This window comes from Sphingomonas citri, from assembly GCF_019429485.1.
Taxonomy (GTDB): domain Bacteria; phylum Pseudomonadota; class Alphaproteobacteria; order Sphingomonadales; family Sphingomonadaceae; genus Sphingomonas; species Sphingomonas citri.
In genome coordinates this window covers 71693-86408 of the sequence record NZ_JAHXZN010000010.1, presented here as the reverse complement: position 1 = coordinate 86408, position 14716 = coordinate 71693, and the positions used below count along the sequence as shown (strand labels likewise).

Sequence of the window (14716 nt, the reverse complement as noted above, 5' to 3'; positions counted from 1 at the left end):
TCAAGTCCGGAGTGTCGCGAAGCGGCATGGGGGGGCTGAGCCACGCCGGGACCAGACGCCAATGTGGCGCGGCCGACCTCAGCGCGCGTCGTCACTCGCCCGGGCGGGCGTCAGCACCAGCAGCGACACCCCCTGCCGCGGCAGCGTGAAGGCGATCTCGCCCGCACCCCGCCGCACAGCCAGGCGCTCCGCCGGCGCGATCGGGTCGAGCGCCGCCGCTCGCTTCAGCGCGCTGCGCTGCGCGTCGCTCGGCGCCAGCGGCGAGCCCATCTTCTGCCACGCGGCGAAGCTGTTGGCGTGACCCTCGTCGATCCGATACTGCGTCAGCGTCGCGCCGCCGGCATAAGCGCGCGGCAGGTCGCGCAGCCGGAGGCGCACCGCCGCCGCGGGACCGGCGACGTCGTCGTCGTGATAATGCCATACCATCACCGCCACGCGGGTGCCGTCGCGGGTCGCGACGGTACCGACGTCCGCGCCACCGCGCACCCCGTCGTTCAGCGCGGAGTCCAGCGGCACCTGATGATCCGACCGGGCGCTCACGTAGCGCCCGCCCATCTTGGCGAAGAGCTTGAAGGTGTTGATCACCGGCAGGTCGATCCCGCCCGAGGTGAGCTGGCGGAAGCCGGCGAACGGCGCCTGATCCTCGAACTCGAACGCCCAGGTCAGCACGCCTTCCAACGTGAGCCCGCGCCGCTGCGCCAGTGCGCGCAGCCGCGGGAAAGAGGCGGCGGTGTAGCTCGAATACATCGTGCCGTTGCGGTAAGCGTTCGCCGGCCCCTGACAGGCGGCGCAGCCCTCCGGATCCGACTCGCCGATCACGATCGGCTTGGTGCGGAAGACGGGGTCGGCAGCGATCGCGGCGAACTCGTCATCGGCGGCTTTCAGGTGCGTGTTGAGCCCCATGCGGACGTGACTGCCACCCGCACCCTCGATCACCTTGGGCTGGCCCTTGGCGTGAAACGACAGGAAGTCGGTCGGCGTGCCCGCGGCACGCGCGTGCGCCATGAAGGCGGCGAGGAAATCGTCGCCCGCGCCCGCGCTGTCCGGCCCGCCGACGCGTGCCTCTGGTAAAGCGCGTCGCACCCCGCGCACCGCAGCGTCGTGGAGGCGGAAGAACTCCTCGCGCGTGCCGCCCCAGTAATATTGCGGCAGGTTGGCCTCGTTCCACGTCTCGAAATACCAGCTCGCCACCTCGGATCGGCCGTAGCGCTCCACGCAGTGACGCACCCACTGGTGGATCAGCTCCTCCCAGCGCGCATAGTCGCGCGGCGGATAGGCCCAGCCGGTGCGCAGCTCGCCGCTGCCCGGTCGCCAGTCATGCTGGTAGGGTCGTGGCTTGGTCGACATTGCCTCGGGCATGAAGCCGAGCTCGACGTAGGGCTTCACCCCGCGCGCCCGATAGGTGTCGAAGATGCGGTCGACGATCGTCCAGTCATAGACCGGTCGGCCCTGCGCATCCTCGCGATAGACGCCGGTCGAGCCCCATTTGAGCGCCGGTGTGCCATCGCCCGAGGTGAGCAGGTTGTGCGCGCGAAAATAGACCCGGTCCGGCGCGAGCGCGCCGAGTGTCGCCAGCGTGGTGCGACCGTCCTTCATCGTCGCATAGTTGGGCTCGTCGGCGCCGAAGAAGCGCCATTCCTGCGCCACCGGCCCCTCGTCGTGCCCGACATCGACGTCGATCGTGACCGCGAAGGGCGCGTCGTGGGGCGCCGCCCCGGCGGGCGCGGCGCCGGCCAGTGCCACGATCACCAGGCCCTGTCTCCACACGCGCATCGCTTTCCTCCCCTTTTTTAGGATGATGCGAGCGCAGGCGCCACCGCGCAAGCGCGCCGGACGCGCTGGTGCCCCCGGCGAGATTCGAACTCACGACCTGCGGTTTAGGAAACCGTCGCTCTATCCTGCTGAGCTACGGGGGCGCCATTCGCCCCCGTAGGTTCTCGCGCGGAGAGGGTCAATCGCTCACCAGCTCAGCCCGGCACGGACGTAGAGGTAGCGCCCGTTGAAGCCGAACGGCGAGTAATAAGGGAAGCCGATCACCCCGGTCGCGTTGTTCGCCGGGATGGTGCGATCGGGATAGACGTCGAACAGGTTGCTCACGCCGAGCGCGACCTGGCCGCCGGGCAGCGCCTGGTAGCGCAGCTCGAGGTCGGTCACGGCGTGCCGGCCCGTGCGCACGTCGGCGGCGGGGGTAGTCCCTGGCTCGTTGACGTCGCCGTAATAGGTCACGCGGGCGAGCGCGCCGACCTGGTCGAGCGACCAGTCGATCGTGCCCGTCACCTTCTCGCCGGGCGTGCCCTGCTCCACCGTCAGCACGCGGCTGCGCGCGAACAAGGTCGGCGCCGGGTCGAGCACCGCGGTCGAGGTCGGCACGTCGGTCACCTCCACCTTGTTGACGTTGCCCGCCACGGTGAGGTCGAACGCGCCCGCGCGCTCGGTGCGCAGGCGATAATGCGCGACCGCGTCGATCCCCTTGGTGGTCGAGCGCACGCCGTTGATGAAGAAGCGCGCCGCGGTCACGCCATAGGGCGACAGCAGCGAAGCGACCGCGGGACTGAACGAGGCGTTGATGTTCTCGGACAAGGCCAGCTGGTCGCGCAGCTTGATGTAATAGCCGTCGACCGAGAGGTCGAAGCCGCCGAAGCGGACCACCGTGCCCGCCGAGAAGTTGGTCGACTTCTCCGGGTCGAGCGGGACGCCGCCGAGCGCGGTGCCGAGCCCACTGGTCGAGGGCGTCGTCGCGGTGAGGAAGGGCACCCCGTTCTGCACCACCGAGGCGGTCGAGGTGAAATATTGCTGCTGCAGCGACGGCGCGCGGAAGCCGGTCGAGACCGTGCCACGCAGCGCCAGCCACTCGGCGATGTCGTAGCGCAGCGAAGCCTTGCCGTTGGCGGTCGAGCCGAAGTCCGAATAATCCTCGAAGCGCCCGGCGAGACCGAGCAGCAGCGCGTCGGTCAGCTGCGCCTCGACGTCGAGATAGGCGCTGCCGTTGCGGCGCGAGCGCTCGAGCGCGTTGGCCTGGGTCAGCGCCGGGAAGCCCTGCGCGCCCGCGGACACGCCCGACACCGGCTGGCCCGCCGCCTCGCCCGCCTCGATCTTGTAACCCTCGCGCCGGCCCTCGAGCCCGAAGGCGACGTTGAGCGACTGGAAGACGTCGAACTTGCGCGTGACGTCGAGCCCAGCGACCCACTGGTCGTAGATCAGCCGCCCGTCGTAGAACGCCGTCGGCGAGGCGTTGCCCGCGGCGAAATTGGCGGTGTCCAGCGTACGGAACGACAGCCGGTTGCGACCATAGCTGACGTTCAGATCGACGTTCCATCCCGCTACCTGGCCACGCACGCCCAGCGCCGAGTTGAGGTCGGTCGACTTGGTGTTGATGATCGGCAGGAAGCCGTTCGGATACAGCTCGTTGACGTTGTAGCCGCTGGTCACACCCGGCAGACGCGGGAAAGCGGCGCCGCGCACGTCGCGGTCCTGATAGCCAACCCAGCCGTACAGGCTCCAATTGTCGGTGAGCGACGTGCCCGCGTTGGCGAACACCGTATATTGCTCCAGCGCCGGATCGCCGAAGCGCCCGGTGACCCGGCTGGGCGAGACGCGCGGGTCAAAGTCGGCGCGATTGGTTGGCTCGCGGCGGTTATACTCGCCCGAGAGCGTCAGGAAGCCGTCGCTGCCGAAGCCGATCCCCTGCCACGCGGAGGCGGTGACGTTGTTCTCGCCGGTGACGTGGCGGCTGCCGCGTGCGGTGTCGACCTGGGTGTCGTAGAAGCCGTAGGTCACGGTCGCGCCGCCGCCGGAGCGGGCCTCGCGCAGCCGCAGGTTGACCACGCCCGCGATCGCGTCGGAACCATATTGTGCGGCGGCACCGTCACGCAGCACCTCGACGCGGTCGAGCGCCGCTACCGGGATGGTGTTGAGATCGACCGCCGACGAGCCGCGTCCGACCGAGCCGTTGGTGTTGAGCTGCGCCGAGGCGTGGCCACGCACGCCGTTGATCAGCACCAAAGTCTGATCGGGCGAGAGGCCGCGCAGCGTCGCGGGGCGCACCGCGTCGGTGGCGTCGGTCGCGGCGGCACGCGGGAAGTTGACCGAGGGCGCGACATTGGCAAGCGCCGCCGCCACCTCGGTGGTGCCCTGGCGCTGGAGGCTGGCGCCGCTCAGCACGTCGACGGGAGAAGGGCTGTCGAGCCGCGTGCGCCCGGCGGCGCGCGTGCCGGTGACGACGATGTCGTCGCTCTCCGCGGGCGGCGCTGCGCTGTCCTGCGTCGGCGCGGCCTGCGCCTCGGTCGCCGGCTGCGCCTGCGGCAGTTCGCCCTGCGGCTGCGGCTCCTGCGCGCGCGCGGCGGGCGCGACCATGGTCAGCGCGCTGGTGACGAGAAGGCTGGCGGCGAGACGATGCATGGCGAGGATCCCTGTTCTACCCGCGTCCGCACGCTGGCGCGCGGCGCGTTCGTTGGGATCGCTTTACGCCGGTTCAGCGCGCCGCGGCTCAAATCTGCGTTGTGAACGGCCAAGCATTTCTACCGAAGATCCTCCAGGCCGATGGAGATTACGGCGTGCGCGGACGGGGACGGGCGCGGCGCCCGCCCCCGTGAGGCTCAGTGCTTCACCTCGCGCCAGACGTTCTGGTACGCGCCCCAGGTCAGGTAGATGAAGATCATCAGGAAGATCACCACCGCCAGCCCGGCGGCGTGACGCGCCTCAAGGTTGGGCTCGGCCGTCCAGGTCAGGAAGGCCGCCACGTCGCGCGCCATCTGGTCGCGGGTCGCCTTGGTGCCGTCCGAATAGGTCACCTGCCCGTCCGACGTCAGCGGCGGCGGCATCGCGATGTTGAGGTTCGCGAAATAGGGGTTGTAGTGCAGACCCTCGGGCGTCTTGGCGTCGGGGAACTTCTTGAGCAGCTCGGCCGGCTGGTCGCGATAGCCGGTGATCAGCGCGTGAATGTAATTGCTGCCGTCCTCGCGGGCCTTGGCCATCAGCGACAGATCGGGCGGCAGCGCGTTGGCGTTGGCGGCACGCGCCGCGACCTCGTTGGCGAAGGGCGACGGGAAATGATCCGACGGCAGGTTCTTGCGCGTCGCCGCCTCGCCCGTCTCCGGGTTCACGCTGGGCTGCTCGATCACCCACTGGTTGGCGATCGCCTTCACCTCGGCCTCGGAATAGCCGATCTTCTGCAGGTCGCGGAACGCGACATACTTCAGCGAGTGGCAGGCGGCGCAGACCTCCTTGTACACCTGGAAGCCGCGCTGCACCTGCTGGCGGTCGAACTTGCCGAACCAGCCCGCGGAGGACAGGTGGATGTCCTCCGGATGCAGGTGGAACTCATGCTCGGCGGTGTGCGGCGCCGGATTCTGGATCGCGTCCTTGGCGGTGAAGAACAGCGCCAGTGCGAGCACGAAGACGAACCCCGCACCGATCACCAGTGATATGAGACGAACCATTGCCTGTCAGATCCCCTCTTCGTCTCGTTCTCAACCCGCCAGCGCGGTCTTGGTGGGCGCGGTGCCGCCGTGCTTCGCCAGCACCGCCTCGGTGATCGAGTTGGGCAGCGGCCGCGGCCGCTCCGCCGCCGACACCAGCGGCAGGATGATCAGGAAGTGCGCGAAATAATAAGCCGCGGCGATCTGCCCCATCATCACGTTGCGTGCGGTCGCCTCCGCGCCGCCGACATAACCGAGCACCAGCACGTCGAACACCAGCACGATCAGGAACCAGCGGTAGGTCGGCCGATAATTGGCCGAGCGCACCGGCGAGCTGTCCAGCCAGGGCAGGAAGAACAGCAGCAGGATCGATCCGAACATCGCCAGCACGCCCCACAGCTTCGCCGGCAGGATGAAGTCCGCGGTGAAGCTCTTCAGGATCGCGTAGAACGGCAGGAAGTACCATTCGGGCACGATGTGCGCCGGCGTCGAGAGCGGGTTGGCCTCGATGTAATTGTCCGGATGCCCCAGCAGGTTGGGCGAGAAGAACACGAAGGTGGCGAAGATCAGGAAGAAGACCGCCACGCCCACGCCGTCCTTGGCGGTGTAATAGGGGTGGAACGGCACCGTGTCCTGCTCGCCCTTCACGTCCACGCCGGTGGGGTTGTTCGACCCCGGGATGTGCAGCGCCCAGATGTGCAGGATGATCACGCCCGCGATCACGAACGGCAGCAGATAGTGGAGCGAGAAGAAGCGGTTCAGCGCGGCGTTGTCGGGCGCGAAGCCGCCCAGCAGCCAGATGCGGATGGTGTCGCCCACCAGCGGGATCGCCGAGAAGAAGCCGGTGATCACCTGCGCGCCCCAGAAGCTCATCTGCCCCCAGGGAAGCACATAGCCCATGAAGGCGGTGGCCATCATCAGCAGGAAGATGACCACGCCGAGCAGCCACACCATCTCGCGCGGCGCCTTGTACGAGCCGTAATACAGCCCGCGGCCGATGTGGATGTACACCACGGCGAGGAACATCGAGGCGCCGTTCGCGTGCGCGTAGCGAAGGAACCAGCCCGCGTTGACGTCGCGCATGATGCTCTCGACCGAGCCGAACGCGACCGTCCCGTTGGCGGCATAATGCATCGCCAGCACCACGCCGGTGACGATCTGGATCACCAGCGCCGCCCCGGCGAGCACGCCGAAGTTCCAAAAGTAGTTGAGGTTGCGCGGCACCGGATAGCCCGCGCCGATGGCGTTGTAGACGAGGCGCGGCAGCGGCAGCTTCTCGTCCAGCCAGCGCATCAGCGGCTGCTTCGGCTCGTAATGCTTGGCCCAGGGAAAGCTCATCTCTCGTTCTCCCTCAGCCGACCGTCACGACGGTGTCGGACGTGAAAGTGTAATCGGGCACGTGCAGGTTCTGCGGTGCCGGCCCCTGGCGGATCCGCCCGGCGGTATCATAGGCCGAGCCGTGGCAGGGGCAGAAATAGCCGCCGAACGGGCCCTTGTTCTCGCCCTCGCCCGCGCCCAGCGGCACGCAGCCTAGGTGGGTGCAGACGCCCAGCGTGATCAGCCAGTTCTCCTTGCCCGGCTTGGTGCGCTCGGCGAGCGTCTGCGGGTCGCGCAGCGAGCCGACGTCGACGTCGTTGGCCTCGCCGATCTCCTTGGGCGTGAGATTGCGCACGAACAAAGGCTGCTTGCGGAACGACGACTTGATCGCCTGACCGGGCGCGATCTTGGAGATGTCGATCTCGGTGGTCGACAGCGCGAGCACGTCGGCCGAGGGGTTCATCTGGTTGATCAGCGGCAGCACGATCGCGACCGCGCCGACGCCCGCGAAGGACACGGCGGCGATGTTGATGAAGTCGCGGCGACGCGGATCGTGGGCAGGCTCGTGATAGGGTGCGGGGTCCTCGCCCGGCGGGATATTGTTCTCGACCGTCGCCATTCGCGTCAAACCTCTACCCGTTCATTCTCCCGCCGGGTCGATCCGATGCCGTCGCGACATGCCGCCTCCCCGCGCGACCTGCCTGTCCCCGAGGCGGTCTGGCGGGGTGATAGCCGCGGGCCCCGCGCTTTGCCAATCCCATTTTGCGGTCGCGCAACAACCTGCGTAGAGCGGCGGCGATGCGGATCGCGCTGTTCCAACCCGATATCGCCGGCAATGTCGGCACGCTGCTGCGGCTCGGCGCCTGCCTCGACCTCGCGGTCGACCTGATCGAGCCGATGGGCTTTCCCTGGGGCGAGCGCGCGATGGCGCGCGCCGCGATGGACTATGCCGCGCACGTGCAGGTCCGGCGTCATGCCGACTGGGACGCTTTCCTCGCCACGGTCGAGGGCCGCGTCGTGCTCGCCACCACGGCGGGCGCGGTGCCGCTGCCGCAGGCGCGCTTCGAAGCGGAGGACGCGCTGCTGCTCGGCAGCGAGAGCGTCGGGGTGCCGGCGCACGTCCATGACCGCGCCGACCTGCGCGTCCGCGTGCCGATGCGCGCCGGGCTGCGCTCGCTCAACGTGGCGATGGCGGGCGCGCTGATCCTCGGCGAGGCGCTGCGCCAGACCGGCGGGTGGGACAGATTGACCGATTGACCGCACGCGCTTCGCCGGGCGAGAGCATCCCCATGATATTGGACGAACAGCAGACCGCCGCCCGGACCTGGTTCGAGCAGCTGCGCGACCTGATCTGCGCCGAGTTCGAGGCGATCGAGCGCGAGGCCGGCTCCGACGCGCGCTTCGACTATCTCGCCTGGGACCGCGCCGACCCGAGCGGTGAACCCGGCGGCGGCGGCGTGCGCGGCGTGATGAAGGGCCGCGTGTTCGAGAAGGTCGGGGTCAACGTCTCCACCGTCGGGGGCACGTTCGAGGGTGATTTCGCGCGCACGATCCACGGCGCGGGCGAGGACCCGCGCTTCTTCGCCACGGGCATCAGCCTGGTCGCGCACATGGCCAACCCGCACGTTCCCGCGGTGCACATGAACACGCGGTTCCTCGCCACCACGAAGCGCTGGTTCGGCGGCGGCGCCGATCTCAACCCGCCGCTGCCCATCGCGGAGGATACCGAAGACTTTCACGCCACGCTGCGCGATGCCTGCGACCGCCACGATCCGGCGCATTACCCGCGCTTCAAGCAATGGGCGGACGACTATTTCTACATCCCGCACCGCGGCGTCCACCGCGGCGTCGGCGGCATCTTCTACGACCATCTGGAGGGGGACTTCGCCGCCGACCTCGCGTTCACCCAGGACGTCGGCCGCGCCTTCCTCGACGTGTACCCGCGGATCGTGCGGCGGCGGATGCACCTGCCCTTCGCCGAGGCGGACGTCGCGCAGCAGCGCGAATGGCGCGGGCGCTACGCCGAGTTCAACCTCGTCTACGATCGCGGCACGCTGTTCGGGCTGAAGACCGGCGGCAACGTCGACGCGATCCTGATGAGCCTGCCGCCGGTGGCGACATGGGGCTGACCCACCTCCCCGCCGACCAGATCGCCGCGGTGGTCACCTCGCTGGAGATGCGCCGCCGCCCGCCGCTGCGCCCCGTGCCCGACTCGCCGCTGCGGCTGGTGCGCTGGGCACGGCCCGAGCCGGAGAAATATCGCGCGCTATTCCGCCGCGTCGGCGCGGGCTGGCTGTGGTTCTCGCGGCTCGTCATGGACGATGCCGCGCTCACCGCGATCGTTCACGACACGCAGGTGCAGGTGTTCGCCGCGGTCGACCGCGCCGGCGTCGAGGTCGGCATGGTCGAGCTCGACTTCCGCTCCGCCGGCACCTGCGAGATCGGCTATTTCGCTCTGGTGCCCGAGCTGACCGGCCAGGGTCACGGTCGCTGGCTGATGGCGGAGACGCTCGCGCGCGCCTGGGTCGCGGGCGTCAACCGCGTGTGGCTCCACACCTGCACGCTCGACCATCCCTCGGCGCTCAACTTCTACCGCGCGCAGGGCTTCACCCCGGTGCGTCGCACGATCGAGACCTTCACCGACCCGCGCGTGACCGGCGCCCTGCCCGCCGACGTCGCACCTCAGCTGCCCCTGCTCGCCCCGACGCGATAGACCACTACGCCCATCAGCAGCACCGCGATCGCATAGGCCGCGGGTACCGCGGCGAGCAGCGCATCCACCAGCCCGAGCAGCACCGGGTCGCCGCTGCCGGGCGCGCGCAGCGCCTCGTCCGCGCTCAGCAGCGGCGACACGACGACCCATTGCGCCAGGAACAGCGTGACGAGCGCGCCGGTGATCGCCCAATCCTGCCCCTTGGTCAGCCTCCAGCTCAGCCGCAGCGCCGGCCCCGCGCGCAGCGCCGGGTGCCGCGCCAGGGCGGGCACCGCCGCGATCAGCCGCGCCTGGACGTACAGCCCGGGCAGCACGAGCAGCCACAGGCCGAGCCCGACCGGCACCGCCACCGCGACGCTGACCAGCACGAACGACCACAGCCGCGCCAGTGCTTGGCCGAGCGCCTGCCCCACCGTCAGCCGGTCGGGATCGAGCAGCAGCAGCGCGATCGCGGCCACGCCGTAGGAGGCGAGCAGGTCCGCGAGCAGGTAGAACAAGGCGTTGCCTTGCCCCCACTCGCCCACCGCGGCGAGCCAGGCGCGCATCATCAGCTCGTCGCGCGGCGCCGGCGGCAGCGGTGGCAGCGGGTCGCACAGCAGCAGCGCGGCGAAGGCGGGCAGGAAGACGAACAGCGCGGCGAGCCGCAGCACCAGGGCGCGGTCGCGCCGGAACAGCCGCCACGCGACCGAGAGCAGTCCGGCGAAGGTCAGGCTCATGCGGACGGCGCCGCCTCTTCGCGCTCGCGCGCAGCGGCGTAATATTGCGCGTAGAAGGCGTTCTGCACCACCGTGGCGCCCGCGCTGACGATCGCCAGCGCCACCGAGGTGCCGAACAGCACGGCAGCGTCGCTGTCGAGCAGCAGCCGCAGCACGACTCCGACGACCGAGCGCACCGCGACGCTGAGTACCATCACCAGCACGGCGTAGAGGATCAGCACCCCGATCAGCCGCGCCGCGGCACCGCGCGTCAGCGCGAAGGCACGGCGGATCGCGCCGAGCCCGAGGCGCTCGTTGACCACCACCGCGAACAGCGGTGCCAGCCGCGCGCCCAGCCACAGCAGCAGCGCGGCGGCGACGAGGATCAGCCCGGCCGAGAGCGCGAGCGGACCGGCCGCGGCGCGCTGCATCTCGACCATGCCCGTCGCGGTGACGGTCGCGCCCGCCGCGATCAGCGCGAGCGTGCCCGGCACGAAGGTGAGCGACAGCGCGATGACCAGCACCAGCGTGACGCCGATGGCGGCGGGAAGCCGGTTCGCGGCAAGCCGATAGGCCGCGCCGCGATCGACGCGCGGGTCGCTCGCCACGGCGGTGATCGCGAGCATGCCGAACAGCATCAGCACCGCCGAGACCAGGCTCGCCAGCAGTCGCGCCGCCTGGACGTCACCGACGAAGCTCGTCACCGCCGCGCTCGACACCGTCGGCAGGAACAGCGTGACGAAGGCGATGCCGGCGAGGATCGCGGCGCGCCCGCGCAGCACGTCGACCGTGCGCTCCCACACCGTGGCCATCCTGATCATCGCGTCGTCCCCTTCCCGCGCCGGCCTAGGGTCTGTACTCGATCGCAGCAAGGTCGTGACGGAGCGGATTTTGCCGCCAGGCTAGGAGCAAGGAGGGAGCTTTGCTCATGCATCGTGACCGACGCACGACGCCGCATGGCGCCAAAATCCGCCCGCCGTGAAGCGGTTGCCGGTGGAAGGCCGCCCAGCATCGTCGTTTGCTTGCGGGTAGCGCAGCTACCCGGCTGCGCTGCGCTCCTCGTGGGCGGCCTTCCACCGGCAATCACGATCCTTGCTGCGATTGAGTACAGACCCTAGCGCTCCGCCGGCGGCTTGCCAACCGCGCCGAGGGAGCACATCTGGCCGGGATGCAGCAGCGCACGACGATGATCGAGGACGTGGAGTGGCGCGTGTCGCCGGGGCTCACCGACTATGCCGCCGCGCTGCAGGCGATGGAAGCGCGCGCCGCCGCGATCGCCGCCGGCGAGGCGCGCGAGCTGGTGTGGCTGCTCGAGCACCCGCCGGTCTACACCGCCGGCACCAGCGCCGACCCGCGCGAGCTGGTCGACCCGCGCTTCCCGGTCGTGCCGGCGGGGCGCGGCGGGCGCTATACCTATCACGGCCCGGGGCAACGCGTCGGCTACCTCATGCTCGACCTCAACCGCCGCGGCCGCGACGTACGGTGCTTCGTCCACGCGCTGGAGGGCTGGCTGATCGCGGCGCTGGCCGAACTGGGCATCGCCGCCTTTCGCGCGCCCGGCCGGATCGGCATCTGGACGCGCGATCGCGCCGGCGCCGAGGCCAAGATCGGCGCGATCGGCATCCGCGTGCGCCGCTGGGTGACGCTGCACGGCTTCTCGATCAATCTCGCGCCCGACCTGGCGCATTTCGGCGGCATCGTGCCGTGCGGTCTCGCCGACTATCCGGTCACCAGCGCCGCCGCGCTCGGTTCACCGCACGAATTTGCAACTTTCGACGCCGCGTTGACGTTAACCGCCGACGCCTTTCTGCAAAGCCTGACTTGCGTCGGTGAAAACGAGGCTTGAGAGGGCGGTCATCTGCGATTAATGTCTACGCCGGTTTGGGATAAAAAACGGCCGGGTGGTCGCCAAATCCACAGTCTAGGGAGCAAATTCATGCGTGCAGTCATCACCAAGATCCTCGGCGGTTCGGCGCTCGCGGCAGCCGCTCTCGCCGTCTCGGCGTGCGGTTCGAAGACCGAGACCAGCGAGAACACCATGATCACCGACATGAACGCCACCGAGGGCATGGACACCATGACCGACAACATGACCGCCGTCGACGGCGCGATGAACGGCGGCATGATGGCGAACGACACCATGGGCAACGACATGATGATGTCGAACATGTCGAACGCGATGTAATCTGCCGCACAACGGCGATTGTGTTGACGGGGCCGCGCGGGAAACCGGGCGGCCTCTTCTTTTGTCTTGCGAAGGCGCCTGTCGTTACGCGACGCCAACAAGCAACACCGTGGCAGCGACGCCACGCGCCGGAATGAATCATTTGCGCGACAGAATGTTCTTGGGCCATTTACCCGGTTTGACGTAAAAGGACGGCGCGGCCGTAGCCGTGACGAGGAGTGTTGGGGAATGCTGAAGGTGGGGATCGTCGGAGCCTGGGTGGCGCTGGCGGCTGGGGTGCTGGCGACGACGCCGGCTTCTGCGCAGTTCTTCTTCAAATCGAAGGATTTGCGTGGCGAACCGATCATCGGGAATGAGGACGGCATGGGGCATCCGCTGCCCGGTGCCACGCCCGCCGAGTTGCGCGCCGGCGTGGTGTGGAACATGCGCGCCGCGCTCAACGTCGCCGCGCTGCAATGCCAGTTCGAGCCGACACTGCTGACGGTCCAGAATTATAACGCCATCCTGGCCGACCATCGCGTCGAGCTGCAGAATTCGTTCGACACGCTGGGTAAGTACTTCACCCGCGTCGCCAAGACCAAGAAGGACGGCCAGACCGCGCTCGACCAGTTCGGCACGCGCACCTATTCCGGCTTCGCCACGGTCGCGGCGCAGTTCAACTTCTGCGCCACCGCGGCCAGCATCGGCCGCGACGCACTCTACGCGCCGCGCGGCGGCTTCGGCGACGTCGCGATGGCGCGCATGCGCGAGTTGCGCAGCAGCCTCAAGCCGTACGGCGAGCAGCAATTCCCCTCGCTCCAGGTGCTGCCCGCGACGCTGCCGCGCTTCGACGAGGCATGCTGGAAGAAGGGATTGTTCGTCGAGCAGAAATGCGGCGCGCCGCTGACCCCGGTGGTCTACGCCGCGCGCTGATCCGCGACGGCGCCGCTCCGGCGCCCTCCTCTGCCCGGAGCTTATCTCGAGAGGCTGGGCCAGGCTCAGCCTCTCGACGAGCGGATGATCGACTGCGGTCGAAGCGCTAGCGCGCTTCTGCGGATGCCGGCGCATGCTTCGACGTCGACGGATCAAACGTTGACAGCGCGCGCCGCATCGAGGCTGGACTGCCATCCGCGCCATCTCTGTTGACGGAGCGGCTTCCATCGGCCGACATCCGGCAGCTTACCGGGTCTTGCCGTACCTCCATCGTGATGTCAGCAGCCTTCAAAAAGACGTGCTCGCCGGCTAACAAGAAAAGCTATTCCGAAGATGCTGCCGCGCGGCGACACGGCGGCTGGCCGCCACTGCTCACATGTCTCGCCGCAACATCTTGCCGCTTCAAGGCTTTTCCAAACACCCTCACATGCTGGTGACGTTCACATCCGAAAAGGATGCGATCAAGGAATCGAGCACATCAATTACGGCCCCTTTCCAAGTGCCGAGATTCAAACGCCTATTTAACCAGCAAGATACTCGTTTTCCTCGTCCTGTCTCGGTCCAGGACTCGCTTGAGCCTTACCGTTAACGAAGCATTATAGTTATTTCGTCCTCGACGCTCCGCTCAACACTCACCGGATCGTCGCGCAACCCTTGGGTTCAGGAGGAAAAGGCATGCGAAATCTTGTACTTGCTATCGCGCTCACGGTGACGTCGACCGCCACCGCCGCGCCGGCGCTCGCCGCCGCCGATCCGGTGTCCGGCACGGTCAATGCGAGCTTCAGCGATCCGCAGCCGGGAACGGGCGTCTCCACCGGCATCGGCAGCGACCATGTTACCTGGGGCACGCCCCTGACCGGCTACAAGGCGAATGAGCTGAGCTTCCAGTCGAACACGCCCTTCTCCGCGCTGCTCGGCGAGCAGTTCAAGGTCGGCTCGATCTCTTACTATAACGGCACGATCCTCGACGGCACCGAGCTGACCGGACTGACGCTCAACCTCGGGCTCAACTTCACCAATCCCGCGATCGGGCTGCTGGCGAAGAGCTTCGCGCTCGGCCTGTACAGCACCCCCAACACTGGCAGCGCGGACGCCAACGCGGATTACGTCTATCTGCCCTCGCTGCAGAGCATCAACAACTTCGTGGTCGACGGGCAGGCCTATCAGTTCGAGCTGCGCGGTTTCGACAATGTTCGCGGCGACGGCTACCTCAACTCCTCGGCGAGCGAGTTCCACGTCCGCGAGGGCCAGAGCGCGACCGCCGACGTGTTCGGCGTGCTCAGTGCGGTGCCCGAGCCCGGCACCTGGGCGATGATGCTGATCGGCTTCGCGATGATCGGCGTCGCGATGCGCTCGCGCCGGCGCGACATGCCGGCGGCCCTGGTCTGATCCACGGTTAGTGGCGCGCGGGTCGTCGGCGACACCGGCGGCTCGCACGCACGCGCGCTATCGCCAGCGTGGCACTTCGGTGACGACC

General features: G+C 68.6%; 14 protein-coding genes and 1 tRNA gene. 7 read left to right on the top strand and 8 right to left on the bottom strand.

Annotation, left to right across the window (positions count from 1 at the left end; translation table 11 throughout):
• Positions 1 to 78 precede the first annotated feature (78 nt).
• The 6 genes from KZ820_RS19080 to petA form a co-directional block, all read right to left on the bottom strand.
• A complete protein-coding gene (locus tag KZ820_RS19080) occupies positions 79 to 1773 on the bottom strand; it encodes a GH39 family glycosyl hydrolase (RefSeq protein ID WP_219750446.1) in 1695 nt (564 codons plus the stop codon).
• Between the two features lie 66 nt (positions 1774 to 1839).
• Positions 1840 to 1916: transfer RNA gene (locus KZ820_RS19075), tRNA-Arg, on the bottom strand.
• A 43-nt stretch (positions 1917 to 1959) separates the two neighbouring features.
• Positions 1960 to 4398 (bottom strand): TonB-dependent receptor plug domain-containing protein, encoded by a 2439-nt coding sequence (locus KZ820_RS19070; protein WP_219750445.1) that lies wholly within the window; start codon positions 4396 to 4398, stop codon positions 1960 to 1962.
• A gap of 197 nt (positions 4399 to 4595) precedes the next feature.
• Entirely contained in the window at positions 4596 to 5438 is an 843-nt protein-coding gene (locus tag KZ820_RS19065) for a cytochrome c1 (RefSeq protein ID WP_219750444.1), read from the bottom strand.
• A gap of 30 nt (positions 5439 to 5468) precedes the next feature.
• The gene (locus KZ820_RS19060; protein WP_183946249.1) at positions 5469 to 6755 is read right to left on the bottom strand and encodes a cytochrome b; all 1287 of its coding nucleotides are present in this window, start codon (positions 6753 to 6755) and stop codon (positions 5469 to 5471) included.
• Positions 6756 to 6768: 13 nt separating this feature from the next.
• Positions 6769 to 7353: a ubiquinol-cytochrome c reductase iron-sulfur subunit gene (gene petA / locus KZ820_RS19055; protein ID WP_219750443.1), complete on the bottom strand. Its 585-nt coding sequence runs from the start codon at positions 7351 to 7353 to the stop codon at positions 6769 to 6771.
• A 179-nt stretch (positions 7354 to 7532) separates the two neighbouring features.
• Between petA and KZ820_RS19050 the strand changes: the two genes are divergently transcribed.
• From KZ820_RS19050 to KZ820_RS19040, 3 genes are read left to right on the top strand one after another with little or no spacing between them, the layout of a single operon-like run.
• Positions 7533 to 7991, top strand: a complete 459-nt coding sequence (locus KZ820_RS19050; RefSeq protein ID WP_219750442.1) for a tRNA (cytidine(34)-2'-O)-methyltransferase — start codon at positions 7533 to 7535, stop codon at positions 7989 to 7991.
• A 32-nt stretch (positions 7992 to 8023) separates the two neighbouring features.
• Positions 8024 to 8863 (top strand): oxygen-dependent coproporphyrinogen oxidase, encoded by an 840-nt coding sequence (hemF, locus tag KZ820_RS19045; protein ID WP_219750441.1) that lies wholly within the window; start codon positions 8024 to 8026, stop codon positions 8861 to 8863.
• Positions 8854 to 9447 (top strand): GNAT family N-acetyltransferase, encoded by a 594-nt coding sequence (locus tag KZ820_RS19040; RefSeq protein ID WP_219750440.1) that lies wholly within the window; start codon positions 8854 to 8856, stop codon positions 9445 to 9447. Before hemF ends, KZ820_RS19040 begins: the two co-directional genes overlap by 10 nt.
• Here the strand turns inward: KZ820_RS19040 and KZ820_RS19035 are convergent.
• Both KZ820_RS19035 and KZ820_RS19030 read right to left on the bottom strand, forming a co-directional pair.
• Positions 9417 to 10163 carry a hypothetical protein gene (locus tag KZ820_RS19035; protein WP_219750439.1) on the bottom strand — a complete coding sequence of 249 codons (747 nt, stop codon included), beginning with the start codon at positions 10161 to 10163 and terminating at the stop codon, positions 9417 to 9419. The genes KZ820_RS19040 and KZ820_RS19035 overlap by 31 nt on opposite strands.
• The gene (locus tag KZ820_RS19030) at positions 10160 to 10963 is read right to left on the bottom strand and encodes a hypothetical protein (protein ID WP_219750438.1); all 804 of its coding nucleotides are present in this window, start codon (positions 10961 to 10963) and stop codon (positions 10160 to 10162) included. The genes KZ820_RS19035 and KZ820_RS19030 overlap by 4 nt, the downstream gene beginning before the upstream one ends.
• Before the next feature lie 347 nt (positions 10964 to 11310).
• On the opposite strand from KZ820_RS19030, the gene lipB reads away from it, so the two are divergent.
• The 4 genes from lipB (at position 11311) to KZ820_RS19010 (ending at position 14628) form a co-directional block, all read left to right on the top strand.
• Positions 11311 to 11988 (top strand): lipoyl(octanoyl) transferase LipB, encoded by a 678-nt coding sequence (lipB, locus tag KZ820_RS19025; protein ID WP_258048351.1) that lies wholly within the window; start codon positions 11311 to 11313, stop codon positions 11986 to 11988.
• Between the two features lie 90 nt (positions 11989 to 12078).
• On the top strand, positions 12079 to 12327 hold the full coding sequence (locus KZ820_RS19020) for a hypothetical protein (protein ID WP_132909422.1): 249 nt from the start codon (positions 12079 to 12081) through the stop codon (positions 12325 to 12327).
• 228 nt (positions 12328 to 12555) lie between these two features.
• Positions 12556 to 13239 (top strand): hypothetical protein, encoded by a 684-nt coding sequence (locus KZ820_RS19015; protein ID WP_219750437.1) that lies wholly within the window; start codon positions 12556 to 12558, stop codon positions 13237 to 13239.
• Positions 13240 to 13914: 675 nt separating this feature from the next.
• A complete protein-coding gene (locus KZ820_RS19010) occupies positions 13915 to 14628 on the top strand; it encodes a choice-of-anchor K domain-containing protein (protein ID WP_219750436.1) in 714 nt (237 codons plus the stop codon).
• The last annotated feature ends 88 nt before the right edge of the window (positions 14629 to 14716 follow it).

Bases quoted from the DNA above. Each gene is read 5' to 3' on its own strand.
- hemF (WP_219750441.1), top strand. From the start codon at position 8,024: ATGATATTGGACGAACAGCAGACCGCCGCCCGGACCTGGTTCGAGCAG.
- KZ820_RS19065 (WP_219750444.1), bottom strand. From the start codon at position 5,438: ATGGTTCGTCTCATATCACTGGTGATCGGTGCGGGGTTCGTCTTCGTG.
- KZ820_RS19030 (WP_219750438.1), bottom strand. From the start codon at position 10,963: ATGATCAGGATGGCCACGGTGTGGGAGCGCACGGTCGACGTGCTGCGC.
- KZ820_RS19015 (WP_219750437.1), top strand. From the start codon at position 12,556: ATGCTGAAGGTGGGGATCGTCGGAGCCTGGGTGGCGCTGGCGGCTGGG.
- KZ820_RS19050 (WP_219750442.1), top strand. From the start codon at position 7,533: ATGCGGATCGCGCTGTTCCAACCCGATATCGCCGGCAATGTCGGCACG.
- lipB (WP_258048351.1), top strand. From the start codon at position 11,311: ATGCAGCAGCGCACGACGATGATCGAGGACGTGGAGTGGCGCGTGTCG.
- KZ820_RS19070 (WP_219750445.1), bottom strand. From the start codon at position 4,398: ATGCATCGTCTCGCCGCCAGCCTTCTCGTCACCAGCGCGCTGACCATG.
- KZ820_RS19060 (WP_183946249.1), bottom strand. From the start codon at position 6,755: ATGAGCTTTCCCTGGGCCAAGCATTACGAGCCGAAGCAGCCGCTGATG.
- KZ820_RS19040 (WP_219750440.1), top strand. From the start codon at position 8,854: ATGGGGCTGACCCACCTCCCCGCCGACCAGATCGCCGCGGTGGTCACC.
- KZ820_RS19035 (WP_219750439.1), bottom strand. From the start codon at position 10,163: ATGAGCCTGACCTTCGCCGGACTGCTCTCGGTCGCGTGGCGGCTGTTC.
- KZ820_RS19080 (WP_219750446.1), bottom strand. From the start codon at position 1,773: ATGCGCGTGTGGAGACAGGGCCTGGTGATCGTGGCACTGGCCGGCGCC.
- petA (WP_219750443.1), bottom strand. From the start codon at position 7,353: ATGGCGACGGTCGAGAACAATATCCCGCCGGGCGAGGACCCCGCACCC.
- KZ820_RS19020 (WP_132909422.1), top strand. From the start codon at position 12,079: ATGCGTGCAGTCATCACCAAGATCCTCGGCGGTTCGGCGCTCGCGGCA.
- KZ820_RS19010 (WP_219750436.1), top strand. From the start codon at position 13,915: ATGCGAAATCTTGTACTTGCTATCGCGCTCACGGTGACGTCGACCGCC.